The 18,999-nt window shown below is 68.2% G+C and carries 17 protein-coding genes and 1 tRNA gene; 13 read left to right on the top strand and 5 right to left on the bottom strand.

Features of this window, described 5'->3' with window-relative positions:
* The first annotated feature begins 42 nt into the window (after positions 1–42).
* The 5 genes from RMN57_RS18545 to RMN57_RS18525 all read left to right on the top strand — a co-directional run bounded on the left by RMN57_RS18545 (position 43) and on the right by RMN57_RS18525 (position 5,329).
* Entirely contained in the window at positions 43–1,230 is a 1,188-nt protein-coding gene (locus RMN57_RS18545; RefSeq protein WP_313764472.1) for a hypothetical protein, read from the top strand.
* Between the two features lie 80 nt (positions 1,231–1,310).
* Positions 1,311–3,017 carry an alpha/beta hydrolase gene (locus RMN57_RS18540; RefSeq protein WP_313764471.1) on the top strand — a complete coding sequence of 569 codons (1,707 nt, stop codon included), beginning with the start codon at positions 1,311–1,313 and terminating at the stop codon, positions 3,015–3,017.
* 199 nt (positions 3,018–3,216) lie between these two features.
* Positions 3,217–3,873: a leucine efflux protein LeuE gene (gene leuE / locus RMN57_RS18535; RefSeq protein ID WP_313767876.1), complete on the top strand. Its 657-nt coding sequence runs from the start codon at positions 3,217–3,219 to the stop codon at positions 3,871–3,873.
* A gap of 79 nt (positions 3,874–3,952) precedes the next feature.
* A tRNA-Thr gene (locus tag RMN57_RS18530) sits at positions 3,953–4,026 on the top strand.
* Between the two features lie 349 nt (positions 4,027–4,375).
* Positions 4,376–5,329, top strand: coding sequence for an IS481 family transposase (locus RMN57_RS18525; protein WP_313764470.1), 954 nt, complete (start codon positions 4,376–4,378; stop codon positions 5,327–5,329).
* An 83-nt stretch (positions 5,330–5,412) separates the two neighbouring features.
* On the opposite strand, the gene RMN57_RS18520 is transcribed toward RMN57_RS18525, so the two are convergent.
* Positions 5,413–5,826 (bottom strand): NUDIX hydrolase, encoded by a 414-nt coding sequence (locus tag RMN57_RS18520; RefSeq protein ID WP_313764469.1) that lies wholly within the window; start codon positions 5,824–5,826, stop codon positions 5,413–5,415.
* Complete coding sequence (locus RMN57_RS18515; RefSeq protein WP_313764468.1) at positions 5,823–6,488, bottom strand: NUDIX domain-containing protein; 666 nt, start codon at positions 6,486–6,488, stop codon at positions 5,823–5,825. The genes RMN57_RS18520 and RMN57_RS18515 overlap by 4 nt, the downstream gene beginning before the upstream one ends.
* Positions 6,489–6,912: 424 nt before the next feature.
* Between RMN57_RS18515 and RMN57_RS18510 the strand changes: the two genes are divergently transcribed.
* The 8 genes from RMN57_RS18510 to RMN57_RS18475 all read left to right on the top strand — a co-directional run bounded on the left by RMN57_RS18510 (position 6,913) and on the right by RMN57_RS18475 (position 12,927).
* Positions 6,913–7,422: a nucleoside-diphosphate kinase gene (locus RMN57_RS18510; protein ID WP_033346890.1), complete on the top strand. Its 510-nt coding sequence runs from the start codon at positions 6,913–6,915 to the stop codon at positions 7,420–7,422.
* Positions 7,423–7,500: 78 nt separating this feature from the next.
* Positions 7,501–7,800 carry a hypothetical protein gene (locus tag RMN57_RS18505; protein ID WP_033346891.1) on the top strand — a complete coding sequence of 100 codons (300 nt, stop codon included), beginning with the start codon at positions 7,501–7,503 and terminating at the stop codon, positions 7,798–7,800.
* Positions 7,801–7,950: 150 nt separating this feature from the next.
* Entirely contained in the window at positions 7,951–8,535 is a 585-nt protein-coding gene (locus tag RMN57_RS18500; RefSeq protein WP_313764467.1) for a hypothetical protein, read from the top strand.
* Positions 8,536–8,578: 43 nt separating this feature from the next.
* On the top strand, positions 8,579–9,343 hold the full coding sequence (locus tag RMN57_RS18495; RefSeq protein WP_313764466.1) for a hypothetical protein: 765 nt from the start codon (positions 8,579–8,581) through the stop codon (positions 9,341–9,343).
* 2 nt (positions 9,344–9,345) lie between these two features.
* Entirely contained in the window at positions 9,346–10,713 is a 1,368-nt protein-coding gene (locus RMN57_RS18490; RefSeq protein WP_313764465.1) for a hypothetical protein, read from the top strand.
* 43 nt (positions 10,714–10,756) lie between these two features.
* Positions 10,757–11,443: a class I SAM-dependent methyltransferase gene (locus tag RMN57_RS18485; RefSeq protein ID WP_313764464.1), complete on the top strand. Its 687-nt coding sequence runs from the start codon at positions 10,757–10,759 to the stop codon at positions 11,441–11,443.
* Positions 11,444–11,477: 34 nt separating this feature from the next.
* The gene (locus RMN57_RS18480; protein ID WP_313764463.1) at positions 11,478–12,212 is read left to right on the top strand and encodes a methyltransferase domain-containing protein; all 735 of its coding nucleotides are present in this window, start codon (positions 11,478–11,480) and stop codon (positions 12,210–12,212) included.
* Positions 12,213–12,360: 148 nt separating this feature from the next.
* Positions 12,361–12,927 (top strand): ATP-binding protein, encoded by a 567-nt coding sequence (locus tag RMN57_RS18475; RefSeq protein ID WP_313764462.1) that lies wholly within the window; start codon positions 12,361–12,363, stop codon positions 12,925–12,927.
* A 51-nt stretch (positions 12,928–12,978) separates the two neighbouring features.
* Here the strand turns inward: RMN57_RS18475 and RMN57_RS18470 are convergent, their stop codons facing one another.
* Genes RMN57_RS18470 through RMN57_RS18460 form a run of 3 tightly spaced genes read right to left on the bottom strand, consistent with a single transcriptional unit; the run spans position 12,979 to position 18,734 of the window.
* Entirely contained in the window at positions 12,979–16,053 is a 3,075-nt protein-coding gene (locus RMN57_RS18470; protein WP_313764461.1) for an HsdR family type I site-specific deoxyribonuclease, read from the bottom strand.
* Between the two features lies 1 nt (position 16,054).
* The gene (locus RMN57_RS18465; protein ID WP_313764460.1) at positions 16,055–17,236 is read right to left on the bottom strand and encodes a restriction endonuclease subunit S; all 1,182 of its coding nucleotides are present in this window, start codon (positions 17,234–17,236) and stop codon (positions 16,055–16,057) included.
* Positions 17,229–18,734, bottom strand: a complete 1,506-nt coding sequence (locus tag RMN57_RS18460; RefSeq protein WP_313764459.1) for a class I SAM-dependent DNA methyltransferase — start codon at positions 18,732–18,734, stop codon at positions 17,229–17,231. Before RMN57_RS18460 ends, RMN57_RS18465 begins: the two co-directional genes overlap by 8 nt.
* Between the last annotated feature and the right edge of the window lie 265 nt (positions 18,735–18,999).

Here is an 18,999-nt window from a genome sequence, read left to right as displayed (position 1 = left end):
CCCCACCGGTGGCCCGGCCCTCCTCCCGAGGCGGTGCGTCCCATGGTCCGTTCGCTCCTCGTCATCCCCCTGCTCGCCGCCGCCGCGGGCGGTGTCTGGCTGGCCCGCGGCGCCCTGCTGCGCTGGCGCGACCTGCGGGCCGCGGAGACCTACGAGCTGACCGGTGACCAGCGGCCGATGCTGATGCGGGCGGCCGGCGCGATGGTCTGCGGCGTCTTCGTCACGCTGCTCACCGTGCTGACGGCGCTGGGGACGTTCGGGGTGTTCGGGTCGTCGGAGTCGCGGTCCGGGGCCGCCGAGCTGGCCGTGGACCCCGCCGACGGCACCGCCGCCGCGGGCGGGCGGCAGGCGGCGCCCCCGGCGGCCGACGGCGCGCCGGCCACCGCGCCCGCACCCGCTCCCGCCGCCGTGCCCGCCGTGCCCGCCGCTGCGTCCGCCCCGGGCGCCGCCCCGGCGGCCGCGCCGGTGACCAGCCGGTTCGACAGCGTCGGCCACCCCGGCGGCGGCGAGCTGCTGCAGTCCGCCGTCCTGGGGCCGGACGGACACCCGCGCAACGTCCGGGTCTGGCTGCCGGCCCAGTACGCCAAGGAGCCGAACGCCCGGTTCCCCGTGGTCGTGATGCAGGCCGCCACCCCGCGGAAGACCGCCGACGCCGAGGTCCCCGACGTGTTCGAGGGCCTGAGCTCGGCCGTGCAGACCGGCAAGGCCCGCCCGTTCATCCTGGTCGCCCCCGAGGCGCCGAACGGCACCGAGCACCCCTGCGACCTGGTCGCCGCCGCGCCGCAGGCCGTCGCCGACGACGCCGCGCTGCGCACCACCATCGCGGCCTCCTTCCGGACCCTGCCGCCCGGCCCGGCCTCCTGGGGCACGCTCGGGGTGGAGGGCGGCGCGCCCTGCGCCGCGGCCGCCGGTCTGGCGCGCCCCGACCTGTACGGCGCGGCCGCCGCCGTCTCCGGCCGGTTCGACACCGCCGCGCTCGCCCTGACCGGAGCCGAGGCCCCCGCCAACGCCGCCCCCAAGCTGTTGCTGGCCGCCGCCAAGGGCGACGCCGCGGGGCTGGACGCCGCCCGCAAGCTGCAGGCCGCGCTGCGCGGCGGGACCGGCGCGGCGGCCCGCGCCGACGTGCGGATCTCCGAGAACGTCCAGGACTACACGCCGGACCGGGAGCGGCTGCGACTGGTCCGGCAGGCGGTGCAGTACCTGGCCGAGACCCTGGCCAAGGCGTCCTGAGCAGGGCCGCGGCGAGGACTACGCTTCGACGTACCCGGGGTGCCGGCACCGGCCGCGCCCCTGCACCCGAGGGGGAGCGGATGAGGGCAGAGCGGGACCGGCACACGACGGCGGTGGCCGCGCTGCTGGCGGCGGCCGGGCTGCTGCTCGGCGGGTGCTCCTCCGCCGCGTCGACCACCGCGTCCACTCCCGGCTCCGCCTCGTCGGACACGGTCGGGTCGACGGCCGCCCAGGGCCCGGCGGCCGGCGGAGGGCCGTCCTCGGCTGCCGCGGCGGCGTCGGCCTCGGGGACGCCGGCGGGGGACGCCCGGCCGGGCGTCACGGCGCTGGAACCGCTCCCGGCGGCCGTCCCCACCGCGCTGGCTCCGTACTACGGGCAGAAGCTCAGCTGGCAGCCCTGCGACGACGGCTTCGAGTGCACCACCTTCAAGGTGCCGCTGGACTACGCGCACCCGGAGGGCGGGGACCTCGTCCTGTCGGCGGTCCGGGCCCCGGCACTCCCGGCCGACCCGGGGAGCGGCCCGGGCTCCGCGGGTGCCGGCCGGCTCGGTTCGCTGCTGCTCAACCCCGGCGGGCCCGGCGGCTCGGCGGTCGAGTACGTGGAGGCCGCCGCGAGCAGCTTCGACAGCGGTGTGCGCGCCCGGTACGACCTGGTCGGCCTCGACCCGCGCGGGGTCGGCCGCAGCAGCCCGGTCACCTGCCTGAACGGCGAGCGGATGGACGCCTACACCGCCGTCGACATCACCCCCGACGACCAGGCCGAGATCGACGCCCTGGTGGCCGCCGACAAGGAGTTCGCCGAGGGCTGCCGCCGGCAGGCCGGCGACCGGCTCGGCCACCTCGGCACCGTCGAGGCCGCCCGGGACATGGACGTCCTGCGGGCACTGGTCGGGGACGAGCGGCTCAACTACGTCGGCAAGTCGTACGGGACCTTCCTCGGCGCGACCTACGCCGGGCTCTTCCCCTCCCGCACCGGCCGGATCGTGCTGGACGGCGCGATGGACCCGTCGCTCGACTCGCTCGGCGGCAACCGCACCCAGGCCGGCGGCTTCGAGACCGCCTGGGCGGCCTTCGCCAAGGACTGCGCCAAGCGCGAGGACTGCCCCCTTGGCCGGACCGAGCAGCAGGCCGGCGAGCAGCTCACCGCGCTGTTCCAGGCCGTCGACGCGCGGCCGCTGCCCACCGCCGACTCCGGCCGCCGGCTGACCGAGGCCCAGGCCACCACGGGCGTCATCCAGGCCATGTACGCCGACTTCCTCTGGCCGCGGCTGCGCACCGCGCTCGCCGACGCCAAGGCCGGCGACGGCACCGGCCTGCTCAAGCTCTCGGACTCGTACTACGACCGGGGCGCGGACGGCTCGTACCCCAACCTGATGTTCGCCAACATGGCGGTGAACTGCCTGGACCTGCCGGCCCCCTTCGGCGGCCCGGCCGACGTCCAGCGGGCCGTGCCGGACTTCGAGCAGTCCTCGCCGCGGTTCGGCCGCGACATGGCCTGGATGGCGCTCACCTGCAGCTACTGGCCGGTGCGGGCCACCGGTTCGGCACACACCGTCCGGGCGGCCGGCGCGGCCCCGATCGTCGTCGTCGGCACCACCCGGGACCCGGCCACCCCGTACGCGTGGGCGCAGGCCTTGGCCGGCCAGCTGGAGTCGGGCCGGCTGCTGACCTACGACGGGGACGGACACACCGCCTACGGCCGCCGCGACGCCTGCGTCGACGGCGCCGTCAACCGGTACCTGCTGGGCGGCGACGCGCCGGAGAACGGGAAGCGCTGCGGGGCCTAGCGACGGCCGGAGGGTGCGCGGGCGCGCGCGGCGCGGGCGGGCGCGGGCGCGTCGCAGGCGCCCGGTGACCGTGCGCGGGGTGATGACCGCAGATGCGCCACGGGGCTTACAAGAAGCAGATGATTTCCGCTTCAACATCTCGCGGTACGACGTTACGATGAGCGCCCCGCCCCACCTGTCACCCCCACCGGAGCGCACCGTGCTCGGAGTCAACGACCTGGCGACCTACGTCCTCGGCGCCCTCGTCATCATCCTCCTCCCCGGCCCCAACTCCCTTTACGTGCTGTCCGTCGCCGCCCGCAAGGGCGTCCGGACCAGCTACACCGCCGCCGCCGGCGTCTTCGTGGGCGACTTCACCCTGATCAGCCTCACCTCGCTGGGCGCCGCCTCGCTCCTGGAGGCCAACCCGGCCGTCTTCGCCGTGGTGAAGTTCGGCGGCGCCGCCTACCTGCTCTGGATCGGCGTCGGCATGCTCCGCGCAGCCCGCCGGCTCTGGCGCGAACACCGCGCCGCCGGCCCCGAGGCCGCCGCCGCGGCGCCCGCCCCGGAGTCCACCGAGCGCCCGTTCCGCCGCGCCCTGGTGATCAGCCTGCTGAACCCCAAGGCCATCCTCTTCCTGCTCTCCTTCTTCACCCAGTTCGTCGACCCCTCCTACGGCCGGCCGGCGCTCTCCTTCGCCCTCCTCGGCGGCATCCTGCAGACCTTCAGCCTGCTCTACCTCTCCATGCTGATCTTCGCGGGCACCACCCTCGCCGCCGCCTTCCGCCGCCGCCGGCGCCTCTCCGCCGGCCTCACCAGCGGCGTGGCCGTCCTCTTCGCCGGCTTCGCCGCCAAGCTCGCCGTCTCCTCCGCCTGACCCCACCGGAGAACCGGGTACGGATCACCCCCCGAACCTGTGTAGACTGGCCCGCGTTGCCGACACACTCGGCAGCGGCGCCGCCTTAGCTCAGTTGGCCAGAGCAACGCACTCGTAATGCGTAGGTCGCGGGTTCGAATCCCGCAGGCGGCTCAGAGCAGGCCCAGGTCATCTAACCCATGACCTGGGCCTTTGTTGTTGCTTGACCATGTGGGCAGCTGCCGGCGATGATCTTGGTTTAGTGCTTGGACTTCTGGGCCTTGGACATTGCTTACCTTGCCGCCTTCCGCGTGGCCTTCTCCGCTTAGGCGGCAGGTCTTGGCGTGAATCTCCGCCTTGGTCCTCCGTAGGAGGGGGTGAGCTTCGCGGCAGCTCTGGCGGTCTAGGTGTACTGACCACGGAGGTTGGTGACAGGGCTCACGGCGTGGTGATCTTGAAATGAGTGAGGGCCTTCTGGCTCGGTGTGGATTGCGACATCTGCACCTCAGCCAGAAAGGCCCTCATGCCACACCGTAACGCACCGCTGACCGAGACCGGACGCCTGCGCCTGGCCCGCTGCGTGGTCGACGACGGCTGGCCGTTGCGGCGGGCCGCCGAGCGCTTCCAGGTCTCGCCCACCACGGCCAAGCGCTGGGCGGACCGCTACCGGGCGCTGGGCGAGGCCGGTATGAGCGACCTCTCCAGCCGCCCGCACCGCAGCCCCCGGCGGACCCCGTCGCGCACCGAGCGGCGGATCATCAAGGTCCGCGTCCTGCGCCGCTGGGGCCCGGCCCGCATCGCCTACCTGCTGCGGCTCAACCCAGCGACCGTGCACCGCGTGCTGACCCGCTACCGGCTCGCCCGCCTGGCCCACCTGGACCGCGCGACCGCTCGCCCGGTGCGGCGCTACGAACGCGCCGCACCGGGCGAGTTGGTCCACGTCGACATCAAGAAGCTCGGCAACATCCCCGACGGCGGCGGCCACAAGATCCTGGGCCGTGAGGCCGGCCGCAAGACCCGTTCCGGCGCGGGCTACAGCTACCTCCACAACGCCGTGGACGACCACTCCCGCCTGGCCTACAGCGAGATCCTGCCCGACGAGCGCAAGGAGACCGCCACCGCCTTCTGGGCCCGGGCAAGCGAGTTCTTCGCCCGGGCCGGGATCGCCGTCCAGCGCGTGCTGACCGACAACGGCTCCTGCTATCGCTCCCGGACCTGGCGCGATGCCCTCGCGGCCGAAGGCATCACGCACAAGCGAACCCGGCCCTACCGGCCCCAGACCAACGGCAAGGTCGAACGCTTCAACCGCACCCTGCTCGACGAATGGGCCTACGCCAGGCCCTACCGCACCGAACAGGAACGCCGCGACGCCTACCCCGCCTGGCTCCACACCTACAATCACCACCGCGGACACACAGCACTCGCAGGCAAGCCACCCGCCAGCCGCGTCCCCAACCTCACGAGTCAGAACATCTAGGGCAGGACGCCGTTGGTCAACAGCCGTGCGGGCGGTACACCAGCCGGTGGGCCGCCCGCACGGCCGTCTCCGTCGAAGTTGGATCAGCTGCCGAGGGTGGTGTCCAGGTACTCCTGCACCGGCTCGAAGAGCCCGTACGGCACATATTCGGGGATCTCGGTGAGAGCCACCCAAGCGAGCTGGTCTAGCTCCTCCGTGTCGACCACCTCGGCGTTGCCACTGATGGCCTCGCAGGCCGTATACGACATCAATCGGCCGGTCTTCGGGTGAACCCGCTGGCCCAGGAGCTTGACGGCGGTTACGCCGAGCCCAGTCTCCTCCGCCGTCTCACGGACAGCCGCCTCCTCAGGCGACTCGTCGGCCTCGATCTCACCTGCCGGGAACTGCCAGGAGAGCTGGCCCTCGCTGATCCGGCGCCGGACCATCAGGACACGGCCTTCGTTGACCACGATCGCGGCAGCGATTCCCGGGCGTTCCTCGGCAGTCTGATGTGTCACGTCTGCTCCTCCAGGGCGGCCAGGATGGGTGGGAAGATCGTATCGGCGTCGATGAATCGGGTCACCGAGTTTCGAGGAACCCACATCACGTCAACGTTCTCCACGGCGTCGGTGTTGGTCGCCTCTCCAGCCAGGTACTCGCACAGGAAGTACTCGCACAGCACGCCCGTCACGGGGTGGACACGGCTGCCGAGGCTCCTGCGGACGGCACAGTGAACCCCGGTCTCGTCCAGCGTCTCCCGGACAGTCGCGGTCTCCGGCTTCGCGCCGGGCTTGATCACCCCAGCGGGAAACTGCCAGTTGATCCCGGACGCGTCGTCGTCGCGCCGGCAGACCAGCAGCACGTCGCCCTGCCGGAGGACAACCGCGATGGCCACCCGCAGGGCCTGCGCAGCTGGCGTGCCGGATACGGAGGCTCCGTCGCCGCGTTCTTTCGCTACCAGGAGGGCGAAGCGCTGACGGGCGGCGTCGGTAGCTCTCTCATGCGCGGCGTCGAGGAGCTGCTGCATCTCGGCTCTCGGCACAACGGAGGAGTCGGCGTGCCATGTGGCCACCGTTCTCACCGCGATCCCGAGCTGATTGGCGAAAGCCTCGTTGGTGAGGCGGAGGGCGGACTGGAGCAGGCAGGCGTAACGACCGCTCCAGACCTCGATGACGTCCAACGCCGTTCCCTCTCCGTCGTGGTCGCTGCAGTGCAGGAAGGCGTGCGTCGAAGATGCACATCGACTGCACTGGCGCTTCATCGCTGCGCGGCGTGGATGCCGGAAGACTTGCGGTCGGCACCCCAAGGCCAGGCTCATCTCGGCAACTTGAGCTCTGGAAGCACCTGGGAGCAACAGGACGTACACGCCGACCCCCTCGGAGATTCTAGGTGAGTACCCCAAGCAGGACAGCGAGTTGGGCGATTAAGCCCGCGAGACCGCCGTGTCGCCAGGATGGCGGTCGAACACCACCGGGCCGCGCAGGGTTCACCCGTTCGGGGGGTAGGGCGGAGCGCCGAAAGTGGCTCGCCAGCGCCGGTAACCTCAGTTCATGACGGGCTGATCGTTCGTCATGCCTGAATGCCAGCAAGCTGAAAGGGAACTGATGGCCGAGGACCAGGTCCACACGGTCGAGCGCACGCTCGTCCTGCTCAAGCCCGACGCGCTGGTGCGCGGCCTCGGAGGCCGGATCATCTCGCGCTTCGAGGATGCCGCGCTGAAGATCGTCGGCGTCAAGATGAAGTGGATGGACGAAGAGTTCACCCGCAAGCACTACTTCGACCTCGAAGAGCGGCTGGGGGCAGAGGTCTACAACCTCACCGCCACCTTCATGCAGCAGGGGCCGGTCATCGCCCTGGTACTGGAGGGCTACGACGCCATCGCCACCGTCCGGAAGATCGTGGGCAGCACCTACCCGAACCAGGCACCGGCCGGCACGATCCGCGGCGACCTCTCGCACATGAGCTCTGCGGGCAGCGTGGCAGTCGGCAAGGCCGTGGCCAACCTGGTCCACGCCTCCGGCAACAAGGAGGAGGCCGCGCAGGAAGTCGAGCTGTGGTTCGACAAGGACGAGCTGCACGAGTACCGCACGCTGGCCGAGATCTTCACCAACTAGGCCGATCGCGGCGTCACCGCTGAGACGCCGCTGCGTTGACCACCACCGGGGCACCACCGTCCGATCTGAGAGGGCACCATGACCAACCAGACCCGCCTGGCCTCCGCCGAGGAGCTGGAGTCGATCTTCCAGCGCGAGCTGGCGACCGACCGCTGGGCGGCCACCGAGACCGCCTACGCACTGGCGGTCCGCCTCCGCGACGCTGGCGACTGGCCCAAGTCCCGCGAGTGGGTCCAGCAGTGCCTCCAGCTCCTGGAGGGCTTCCCGAACGAGACCGAGGACCAGGTGGCGACCACCCGCGTGGCGGTCGGCGGCGTCCCGCTGCCGAACTACCTGCACGCCGGCGTGATCCGCGAGCGCTTCGGCGACCTGGGCTGATCCATCTCGGGTGGTGCGGCCGGTGAAGTGACGGCCCGCCGCACCACCCGGCTCCACCACCAACTCCATACCGCCCCATCCGGACCAGCCAGGGGCCACCCCGCCTTGGTTCGGCTGGATTCGCCATGCCTGAAACGAGGAGACACGACCGTGGCTGTCGAGATCGAGATGCGCGCCCGCTTCGACAAGGAGACCCACGCCCAGCTCATGGACCGCCTGCGTAAGGACGGCGAGGACCTGGGCGACGACGCCAAGCACATCTACTTCTACGTGCTGCCCGAGCAGCTGCTGAAGGTCACGGACAACACGGCTGCCGGCACCGCCAAGATCACCCTCAAGGGCAGCAAGATCGGCCAGGGCGCCGCCTTCCACGAGACCGAATTCGCGATCGCCCGAGAGGACGTCCCGGCGGCCGTGAAGGTGTTCAACGCGCTCGGCTTCGAGTCCGCGATGCACGAGGCGTTCAACTTCCGCCACAACTTCCGCTTCCAGGGCGTGGAGATCGCCCTCAAGTGGAGCGAGGCATGGGGCTATCACGCCGAGTTCGAGGTGCTGCTCGACGACGGTGCCTCGGACGCCGCCCGCGACGAGGCGTCCGCCCAGATCGTCGACGCCGCCGCCGAGCTCGGCGTGACGCTGATGAGCGAGCAGGAGCTGGCCGACTTCGCCGCCGCCTTCGAGGCCGCCGAGCAGGAGCGCAAGGCCCGCGAGGCACAGGCCGCGCCGATCCGGTAGGAGCACGTCACCGCGGTAGACCACCAGAAGGGGGTGGGCACAGATGAGCACGACCCCGACGACCACGAGTCTGGTCGACCTGGCTGCCCGAAGGCAGCTGCCGCACCACCAGTACATGGACCCGGCAACCGTTGAGTGGATCAAGGCCAACAGGCCCGACCTCGGCGCGGCCTGGCCGCCGCCCCTGCGGCCGGCCTCGAAGCACCTCTTGAGCCGGTCCGCTCTTCCGGCAACGTGGCTGGCGGAGCCTCGCCTCCACGACTCGCTCCACGGTCTCAGGCACAGCATGCGGACCGCCGCACTGGCCGCTCTGCTCGCTGAGATCCACGAGCTGGACGACACCGAGACCGCCACGGTCGTCCTGGCAGCAGCCGTCCACGACTGCCAGCGCCTGCACGACCAGGACGACCGTGGACACGGTGCTCGTGCCGCCGTCTGGCTGGCCGCCAACGCCGACACCGTCTGGACCCACTTCGGCTTGGTGGCAACGCCCCGGCGGATCATCCAGGCAGCAACCGCCATCCGCCTGCACGACGTGCCGTACGGCGCCTTCTGCTTGGACGACCAGGCCGACTACCACCGCGCCGGGCTCATCTGCGACTTGGTCAAGGCGGCAGACGCGCTCGACCGTTACCGCCTGCCGAAGCTCAGCTGGTGGCCCGACGCGCGGCACGTTCGTGAGCCGGCCTTCGACCAGCTCCGCGCCGTGGCCTTCGACCTCGTCGTCGTCTCCGAGACCGCACACCTTGCCGGGGCCAGCGGCGCCGAAGCCGTCCTGTACGCGCTTGCCGAGAAGGGACTGGTGTAGCCGTGAGCCTCCGCAACGCCTACGACCTGTGGGCCGACGCGCACGCCTTCTTCGACTCCGCGCTGCTGCCCGACACCGGGCAGGCCGACCCCCTGGCAGCCCAGACGGCCGCCTGGCGCAAGCGCCTGACCGACGAGACGCCGAACGGCAGCCTGCTCCGCAAGAACGCACTCTTCGACAGCCTGAGCAGCGACGGCAAGCTGCACCTGCTCCACGTCACCCACGCCCTGGAAGAGATCAGCAAGGACGGGGTGCTCTATCCCTCCGGCGGATGCCTCGTCGGCAGCATCTACTGTGCGCCGCTCACAGCGACTGACCACGGCTTTCGCATGCACAACCTGGCCGCCTACGTCCTCACCAAGGAAGCCCCGGCCTCCCTCGCCAAGGTCGGCCTGAGTGGACGCGCACCCACGCCGCTGATCTTTGAGATCACCGCGCCGCCCCAGGCGTACCGCGGATTAGCAGGCGTGGACTACCTGCGGCTGGGCTCGATCCACCTGCAGATCTACACCGACCTGGAGTACCTGCTCAGCAAGACCGAGCGACACCACCTGCGCGAGACCGTCGTCGGCCGGATCAAGAACTCGGCCGCGTTCCTGGCCCTGGCCGCCGGCATCGTCTACCAGGGCTCGACCGTGGCCACGGAGGGCTTCCTCCAGCTGCTGGATGCGGCCATCCCCCGGCTGCCCATCCTCGGCTACCTCTACTTCGAGGCCCTCGCCGAGTACCTGATGCTCCACTCCACCTCCGAACGGACCCGACAGCTGTCCGACCTCGGGGAGTTCAACAACTGGCTCTACAAGGAGATGCTGTTCGCCTCCTTCCCGGACATGGCCGGCAAGTTCAACCTCGCCAGGTTCCGCCCCCGCCCGCAGCAGCTGGCGACGCTTCTCCAACGGGTGGACCCGACCATCGACGCTGACCACGCTCGCAGCTACTTGGTCGAGCGGATCAGCTACCTCGTCGCCGCCCGGCTCTTCACCAGCGGCCAGGTACCGGAAGCCTGGCACCGCACGCGCTGGGAGTTCGACAGCCTCGCCACCCAACTCGGCCCACTGCTCGGCCACCTCATCCACCGCGAACTCCGCAGCTTCGGCCGCTACCCTGACTTCTACTTCTACTTCGACCAGCACAAGGCCCTGCAAGCCTGGAACTACTGGAACCACATGGACATCGTCGCGCCGTTCAACGGCACGATGCCCAAGGGCGAGATCGGCATCAACCCCGCCTACCCGAACCTGGACTACCGCGTCTGGCGTGCCGAGCCTGACGACGCCGGGCACCTCCACCCGGCCGAGCAGCTGACGCTCAGCATCGCGCCGCGCCTGGTCGACATCAAGTACACGCTCATGCGCAACAGCAGCCGCTGACCGCTGCCCCATCCCCCTCGACGACCGATCGCAGAGGAGACGCATGCCCACCCACGGCCCCACCACCCCGTCCACGGCCGCCTGGCCGGCACCCACCCAGCCCGCCGAGGCGCTCTTCACCGAGATCTACCGCACCAACCACTGGGGATCTGCCGAGTCGGTCTCCGGTCCCGGCTCCGAGATCCGTCAGACGGAGGCCGTCCGGGCGGCCGTCGCCTCGGTTCTCGCGCGCTACCCGATCCGTACCGTTACGGACGCCGGATGCGGTGACGTCAACTGGATCCGCCAGGTCGACGGGTTTGACCAGCTGGACGGCTACGTCGGCCTCGACGTTGTCCCCGACCTCGTCCAGCTCAACCAGGAACGGCACGGCAGCGAGCGCGTCTCCTTCCGGCAGGCCGACCTGAGCAGGGACGACATCCCGGCAGCGGACCTCGTCATCGCACGGGACTGCCTCGTCCACCTCACCCACCACGAGGTGCTCACGTTCCTCGACCGCGTGACGGCCAGCCGCTCGACCTACCTGCTCGCCACCACCTACGTCTGCGTGGCCGAGAACCGCGACACCGCGGACACCCACTGGCGCCCGCTCAACCTTCAGGCGGCCCCGTTCCACCTGCCCGAGCCCATCGAGCACTTCGACACCGACTTCACGGACGGCGGCCAGCACCACCCCGGCAACGGGCTGGGCCTGTGGAAGATCGACCAGCTCAGCTCCCGAACCACCTGACCACCACCCAGGCGCCACAGGAAGCGAGACCCCGATGACCCCGCACGACCAGCAGATAGCCGCGCTCCTCGCCCTGCTTGACCAGACCCTCGACTCACCCGCGACCACGCACGGCCTCGCCCGAACCCTCCGGGCGGCCGTCAAGGAAATCGAACTGCACCGCCACCACCGGGCCAGCGTCGCCGCCCTGCCCGACTGCGTCCTAAAGCCCGGTCCCACCAAGGTCCAGATCGGCGGCGGCGGACACCGCATTGACGGCTTCTTCAACATCGACATCGTCCCGCCGGCCGACCTCCTGTGGGACGTGCGCGAGGGCATCCCGCTCGCTGATGCCAGCACCGAGACGCTGTTCTCCGAGCACTTCCTGGAGCACATCGACTACCCGCGGTCCGCCAAGTCCTACGCCCGCGAGGCCCACCGTGTCCTCGCGCCCGGAGGCCAGCTCATCACCGGCGTCCCCGACGCTGCCTTCGTCCTGAACGAGTACCCGGCGCCGCCGGAGCAGGCCGCCGAGATGATCGAACGGTGGTACGCCAAGCGGCAGTGCCGAGGCGACATGAACACCTACCTCGACCTCATCAACTACGTCTTCCGCGACCAGGACGACGACCCGACCTACAACCCCCACTACTGGGCGTACGACCACGAGAAGCTCGCCCAGCTCTTCACCGAGGCGGGCTTCCGCACCGTCGAGCCGTGGACCTTCGACCCCACGATGGCCAACCCGAAGCGCCAGTGGGCCAGCGTCTACGTGGTCGCCACGAAGTAGCCGCGTAGCCCGCGAGCGAGCCGCCCGGAGCGCACAGGACCTTTGACCGTGGTGGCCGGCAATCCGGCCACCACGGGACGGCGGGACCGCTGATCAACGCCAACAGCAGGCACCTGCACGCCTACGCAGCCCGAGCGGGAGGCACCTCATGTCTCAAGGCTATCCGTACATCAGCCACCTGACCTTGGCCGATACCCCGAACGCGGTGCCCTGGGCCCGCCGGCACTCCGCCGACATCCTGCACCGTTGGCAAGTCCCGGGCGCTGTCATCGAGACGGCCAACCTCATCGTCTCCGAGCTCGCCACCAACGCGGTCCGACATCCGGCCGAGAACGAGCCGCAGAACACCGGGTACCCGAGCCTCGCCGATGTCAGCACGTTCACCCTCACCCTCCAGCTGACGGGAACGGGCTTGCTCGTCCAAGTCGCAGACCGCGATCCCCGGCCGCCAGTACGGCGCGAGGTCGGCCTGGAAGCCACTGGAGGACGCGGACTGTTCCTGGTGAGCAAGATGGCCAACCGCTGGGGCTACTACTACCCCGCCACGGCGATCGGGAAGGTCGTCTGGGCGGAACTTCTCCCTCACGGTTCTGGGCGGTCCGGTCCAGGCCGCACGGGGCAAGCCAAGGAACGTGGGCAACCCGCCGAAGCTACCGGCCCGATCTCCGACCCCTTGCTGATCAGCAGGGTGCTGGTGGGCCTGCGTGAGCTGTAGCGGAGGACGAAACATCCATCTCAGCGGCACCGCCAGCACCCTGCCGGTCGTTCAGTAGTTTTCCCGCACGTACTCATACGTTCGGTCGAACAGCTCGCCCTTGATCGGCAAGCCGTACTCCTTCAAGACGGAACGCAGCTCGCGACGAACGCGTTTGTCGCCCGCGTCGCTCGCGCTCCAACCGGCATAGGCGACCTCAACGACGATCGAGTCGATCCGCGAGGCTATGTCGGGAACGATCTTGTGCAGCCCAGGCGGTGTGTTCTCCGCGACGATCTGGGTGAGCGCCCCACGCTTCGGATCGGCCAGCCGATCGAGCGCTCCCTGGTCGCCCTGTTCCGCTGCCCGATCCGCAGCGACCACGTCCTGAGCGATCTTCAGAGCTTCCTCGAGGAACGCCAGCGAATCCTCGACGTTCTCGATCGCCTTGGCGCGCAGCTTCTCTATCCGCTCCGCCAGCGACCGGTATGCCGGGCTCTCGGTATCGGCGAGCCGACGCCTGAGACGCGCCTCGATGGAGTCAAGGACCTCCTGGTACACATCATCGGCTTTCGACCCCGGCGTCTGCCGCTCGGAGAGCTTCAGCTGTTCGGCGATCTTCTTCACCAGCGCCAGGCCGGCAGCGTCGAGCGTGACTGTCTTCGACGGCATCGACTTCACGCCCACATCAGTCATGTGGCCGTGAATCAGATCCGTGGTCTTCGCGCCGAGACGTGCCCAGAGGAACGTCTTGGAGACGTCCTTGGGCCGGATCGACTCGTACACCTTCGCGAGCCAGAAGTACTGGCCTGCGAACGGCCGGAGCATCGGGTGCGGGTCGAGGAACTCCCACACCGTCTGCAGCGCGACGTAGGTCTCGATGAACTCGGTGCGCTGCCCGCCGCCCTCGGGAATCCGCTCGTGAGCCTCGGCGAGCGACTCGAACGACGAGTCGCTGGTGTCGATACCGTCGAACAGATGCAGTAGACGCGTGAGGTCGGTGACAAACTTCCCCGCCAACTTGGAGGCGTCGGTGACGTTGAGCTCGTCCTCTTCGTCGTCCTTCACCTTCGGGCCGGCGACTGCCTTGCCGATTGCCCTCGCGAGACCGATGTAGTCGACGACCCGCCCGAAGTCCTTGCGCTGACCGGTGACAGGGTTCTTCCACGGACGGTTGGGCCGCGTGATCGTCTGGAAGAGGTTCGTGTCCTTGGCGGGCTTGTCGAGATACAGGACACCTTCGATGGGCGCATTGAAGCCAGTCATCCACTTCGCGGTGACGACGATGAACGACATCGGGTCATCAACCTTCTTGAAGCGGCGCTTAAGCGCCTCCTCCTGCTCCGGAGTGAGCAGGTACTTCTTGTGCTCCTTCGGGGTCTCCTTGCTGTCGGCGACGTGCATCACAACACCGACCTCACGGAGTCGACCGTCCGGCATGGCTGCAGCACGGCGTTCCAGCTCGGCCTCGATAGCCCTGGCGTACGCAATCACAAGGCGCTGGTTGTAGGCCACGACCTGAGCCTTCTGTCCCAAAGGCGCGACATAGGTAAGGAAGTGGTCGACGATGTCGGCACACACAGCCGCCACGCGCTCGGGATTGGAAAGGATCGTCTCGATGTGAGAAGCCTTCCCCGAAAGGAAGACCTTCTCCTCCTCGTCCAGGCCCTCCTCTGTGGCCAGTTCATCGAACGCCTCGTCCAAGGCTTCCTTGTCGAGGTTGAACCAGACAGACCGGCCCTCCACGATCACTGGCTTGGTGAACCCATCGGCGATGGATTGCTCCGGCGTGTACCGCGACATCACAAAGTCCGGGTCGTCAGGGTCGCCGAACAGCTTGAACGTCGAACGGTCCTTGTCCTCGATCGCAGTGCCCGTCGCGCCGAAGAACTTCGCGTTCGGCACCGCCGCGCGCCACGCGTCGCCGAGCTTCCCCTCATGTGAGCGGTGCGCCTCGTCGACGAGGACCACGATGTTCGACCGATTGTTCAGATGGCCGGCCTCAGCGAACTTGTGCACCGTCGTGATGACCACGCCCGGCTCACCGCTGCGCAGCAGAGCGTGCAGCTCGCGCCGGTTGCGGGGCACCGTCATCCGCGGCATGCCCGCAGTCTCGAACATCTCCGCCGTCTGCCGGACCAGATCCCTACGGTCGGCGATCACGATGACCGTAGGCGCGCTCCCGAGTTTCTCCGTCACCGCGTCATCGCGCAGCAGACGGGCGGCGGCGAACGCCATGAGTTCGGTCTTGCCCGATCCCTGATGATGCCAGATCAGTCCGCCAGGACGGCCAGCAAGCACCTTGGCGTGGATCGCCAGAGCCGCCTCGAACTGCGGGTAGCGAGGCAAGAACTTGATGTCGACCTCGGAGGCGTCCCGAGCGTGACGGAACATCACCAGGTCATTGAGGATTGGCAGGATAGTCTCCGGCCGCAGCAACAAGCGCGCTGCCCGCTCGACACGAGCCGGGCCCGTGACGGTTTTTGGGTCGTCCTCAGTGGATCCCCACGGGGCCCAGATCTCGGAGTCGGGGTCCGGGACCGCACGGATCGGCGCCATCCGGAGCTCCAGGCCCTCGGTGGCGACGTTGAAGACGTTCGTCGCGAAGAAGTTCGGGTACTCCTCCTCGTACACGTCGTGAAGGTCCTTCGCGGCGTTGACCCACGAGACCTGATGCTTCACAGGCGTCTTGGTCTCGGCAACGACCAGCGGGAACCCGTTGACGTAGTAGACGACATCGAACCGGCGTGGTTTGGTTGCACCGCTGACGGTGACCTCGTCAGCGACAGTGAAACGGTTATTATCGGGGTCTTTGAAGTCGATCAGCCGACGAGGCACATGCTTACCGTCGATCGTCGTGAACGAGTGGTCGCCACGAAGCATCACGGTCAGCCGCTCGTTGGCCGCAACGAGACCGTTGTGCGCATCGAGGACAGCCTGATTGAGCTCATGCAGAACGAGGTCTGCCGACTCGGGGTCGTCGACAAGCTCCGGGTTCAGCGCGAGTAACGCCTCGCGTGCCCAGTTCTCGACGATGACGTCATGCTCATCGCGCGGCAACTCCTCCCCTTGAAGGCGCTCCCAGCCAGCCTCCTCCGCCCACTCGAGCAGTGAACGCTGGATCGTGCTCGCTTCCGTCCACCCCATGTCAGTACACCTCCGTGAGCAGTGCGTCGTACGACTCGGGAATCTCGGTTTCCTGGTTGATGAGGGAGGCCAGGAGTGCGGAGCGGACGTTGCGGATGTGCAAGAGTTCCTCTCGCAATCCCCTGGTCGTCGCGCGCAGCCGTGCAAGTGCGTTGTTGAGGTCAGTACCTGATTCCGCTGGCCACGGGATCCGTGCGCGCCGAATCAGCCCCATATTCAAGGATGGGACAGCTCCCGGCTGAACCAATTCCGCCAACCGGATCGACTCGGTGGCAGCGAGTAGGCACTCCGGGAGAACCCCTTCCTTCGGCGTGAGTACAAGGTGATTCTCGTCAACCGCCGCATCGACGTCGAGGATACGCTTCTTCTCGGTCAAGACGGCGGCACCTACTCGCGGAAAAACGACAGAGCCAGCCGGTACGGCGATGCCCTTCAATGATTTGACCTGCTCAGGGGGCAATCGCGTTTCAGCACAGGTATATCCGTCTTCGTTCCCAAGTCCGACCATGTCAGCGATCTTGAACCATGACAATTCGCCGGATTGCTCACCCTGGACGGATTTCGGTAGGGCCTTGCCCTGTGAGACATTAGCAACATGCTCTATAGAAACCTCTTGCAGATCAGCCGAGCTAAGGAACAGTGCAACTCGCAGCGAAAGACTTCGGTGGAATTCTTCTTGCAGCGCCTGGATCTGCGCGTCCACCGCGGCCATGACGTCAATAATGCGCCGCTGCTCGGAAAGGGGCGGGAGGGGGATCCTCCACGCCTCGAAATCGGTCTCCTTCCAGCGTGACCTCCCCTCGCTGCCGGCGCGCATGGTGTCGATCTGCCTGAGCACCGATCGCTGCTGGAAGTAGAGGAGGAGGAACCGGGGAAGCAGCCGGTCCGGATCCAGGACGTAGAGGGGGAACTCGTTCGTCGCGAGGGCGCCGTGGAGTTCGGCCGGAACGACGTCGAATGCCCCGTTCTGCGTATCGATTCGATTGAAGACGAAGTCGCCCTCGTGTGCTCGGAACAGACGCTTGGCCTTGATGGTCTCGGTGCTTCCGGCGCCTCGGTCGTACGCCCCTCTGCCGTACCAGCGCACACCCATCGTCCGGTACTCAACACCAGGCGTGAGTGTCACCACGTCCTTGCGTTGCGTGGCGACGGTTCCGGCCGGAACGGTCTTCCACTCACTCATCGGATGCCCCGAACACGCTCAGGTCGATGCCGGCCGCCGCGAGGCGCTTGAACATTTCAGCCTCGGTGTCCATTCGGTGCTGGCGGGCATCGGCATACGCGACGAGCACTGCGCCGAGATCAGCGGCTTCTTCGGCGGCAACATTGATGTAGCGGCCGATGTTCAGGTCGAAGCCGTTCTGCTCGATCTCCTCGAACGGCACCAGTCGGACGTTCGCACCATCTGGGTCATTGCCCGTCTTGTACGCCTCGATGAGAACGCTGACGTCCTCCTTGGACATCAGGTTCTGGTTCTTGCCCTTGATGAACCGGGCAGAGCCGTCGATGAAGAGAACGTGCTTCTTGCGTTTGGCAGGCTTCTTGTCTCGGAAGATCAGCAGGCACGCCGGGATCGAAGTCGAGTAGAAGAGGTTGGGCGGCAGCCCGACGACGGCTTCCAAGGAGTCCTGCTCGATGAGGCCCTGGCGGATCTTCGCCTCCGCACCTCCACGGAACAGCACTCCGTGGGGCATCACCACGCCGACCCGGCCGGATTCGGCCTGCATCGACGAGACCATGTGCTGGACGAAGGCGTAGTCACCGTTTTTGGCCGGCGGCACGCCGCAGATGGCCCGCGGGTCCGAAGTCCAGCGGTCCGCTCCCCAGTTTGCCAGCGAGAAGGGCGGGTTGGCGATCACGACATCGAACCGACGGACCGCACCGGTGGTGTCCTTGAACGCCGGAGCGCGGAGGGTGTCTCCGCGCTTGATGTCGAAGTCCTCGATCTCGTGCAGGAACAGGTTCATCCGGGCGATTGAGGCCGTCGTCAGGTTGATCTCCTGGCCGTACGCCTTGAGCGCGCGGTGGTCCTTGCCGGACTCCCGCAGCTGGTTGATCATCGCGACCAGCATTCCGCCGGAGCCGCAGGACGGGTCGTAGACGGACTCGCCCGGCTCAGGCTGGAGGATCCCGACGAGCAGGTTCACGACCTCACGGGGCGTGAAGAACTCGCCGGCCTTCTTGCCCGACTCGTCGGCGAAGTTCTTCAGCAAGTACTCATAGCCTGCGCCGAGCAGGTCGTGTGAGACCGTCGACGGGTCGAGCGTGATCTTGTTGAACGCTCGGATGAGCCCGAGCAGAGCCGACTCCGGGATGCGCTCCTGGTTGCCCCATGAGGCGTCGCCGAAGACGCCGGCGAGCGAGCGGGGGTTGGCCATTTCGATCCGCTGGAAGGTCTTCGCGATCTCCGCACCGAGGTTGGTGACCTTCTCGGTGACCTCGCTCCACAGCGTGCCCTTGGGCAGCTCGAACCGATGGAAGTCTGCCTCGATCTCGTCGTCGAGGTCGTCGCCGTACTCATCGAACGCCGAGTCGTGCTCGTAGACCCAGGTGTCGCTGATCCACTTCCAGAACAGCATCGGGAAGACGTAGGTCTTGAAGTCAGCCGGGTCGACGGGGCCGCGGAGCGCGTTCGCGGCGTCCCACAGCCGGGACTCGAGCTCGTTCTGGGTGATCGTCACAGAGGTGAGGTCCTTCGTTGAAGACGGTGCCCCGATTATGGAGGAGGGCACTGACGTTTTGGAGTCCGGTACGGCAGGCAGCATCGACCTGTAAACGATGACGAGCACCCACGCTCCGAGCCGAGCGTGATCGCGGACATGCTGAGACTGAATCTCTGCGTCTCCGCGTCCGAGTCGCAGCGTATGAGGCGGACCTCCTCCTCGGAGCTGAACATCAGAGGTCAAGGAGGCCGAGGAGCCGCAGGCTGGCCTTCTTGGTGCGCTC

Origin of the sequence: Kitasatospora sp. CM 4170 (assembly GCF_032110285.1) — a bacterium.
Taxonomy (GTDB): domain Bacteria; phylum Actinomycetota; class Actinomycetes; order Streptomycetales; family Streptomycetaceae; genus Kitasatospora; species Kitasatospora aburaviensis.
This window is presented reverse-complemented; position numbering and strand designations above follow the sequence as displayed.

Coding starts and splice junctions, on each gene's coding strand:
- RMN57_RS18545 (WP_313764472.1), top strand. CDS start 43: ATGGTCCGTTCGCTCCTCGTCATCCCCCTGCTCGCCGCCGCCGCGGGC.
- RMN57_RS18495 (WP_313764466.1), top strand. CDS start 8,579: ATGAGCACGACCCCGACGACCACGAGTCTGGTCGACCTGGCTGCCCGA.
- RMN57_RS18470 (WP_313764461.1), bottom strand. CDS start 16,053: ATGGGGTGGACGGAAGCGAGCACGATCCAGCGTTCACTGCTCGAGTGG.
- RMN57_RS18465 (WP_313764460.1), bottom strand. CDS start 17,236: ATGAGTGAGTGGAAGACCGTTCCGGCCGGAACCGTCGCCACGCAACGC.
- RMN57_RS18525 (WP_313764470.1), top strand. CDS start 4,376: ATGCCACACCGTAACGCACCGCTGACCGAGACCGGACGCCTGCGCCTG.
- RMN57_RS18475 (WP_313764462.1), top strand. CDS start 12,361: ATGTCTCAAGGCTATCCGTACATCAGCCACCTGACCTTGGCCGATACC.
- RMN57_RS18485 (WP_313764464.1), top strand. CDS start 10,757: ATGCCCACCCACGGCCCCACCACCCCGTCCACGGCCGCCTGGCCGGCA.
- RMN57_RS18540 (WP_313764471.1), top strand. CDS start 1,311: ATGAGGGCAGAGCGGGACCGGCACACGACGGCGGTGGCCGCGCTGCTG.
- RMN57_RS18505 (WP_033346891.1), top strand. CDS start 7,501: ATGACCAACCAGACCCGCCTGGCCTCCGCCGAGGAGCTGGAGTCGATC.
- RMN57_RS18510 (WP_033346890.1), top strand. CDS start 6,913: ATGGCCGAGGACCAGGTCCACACGGTCGAGCGCACGCTCGTCCTGCTC.
- RMN57_RS18480 (WP_313764463.1), top strand. CDS start 11,478: ATGACCCCGCACGACCAGCAGATAGCCGCGCTCCTCGCCCTGCTTGAC.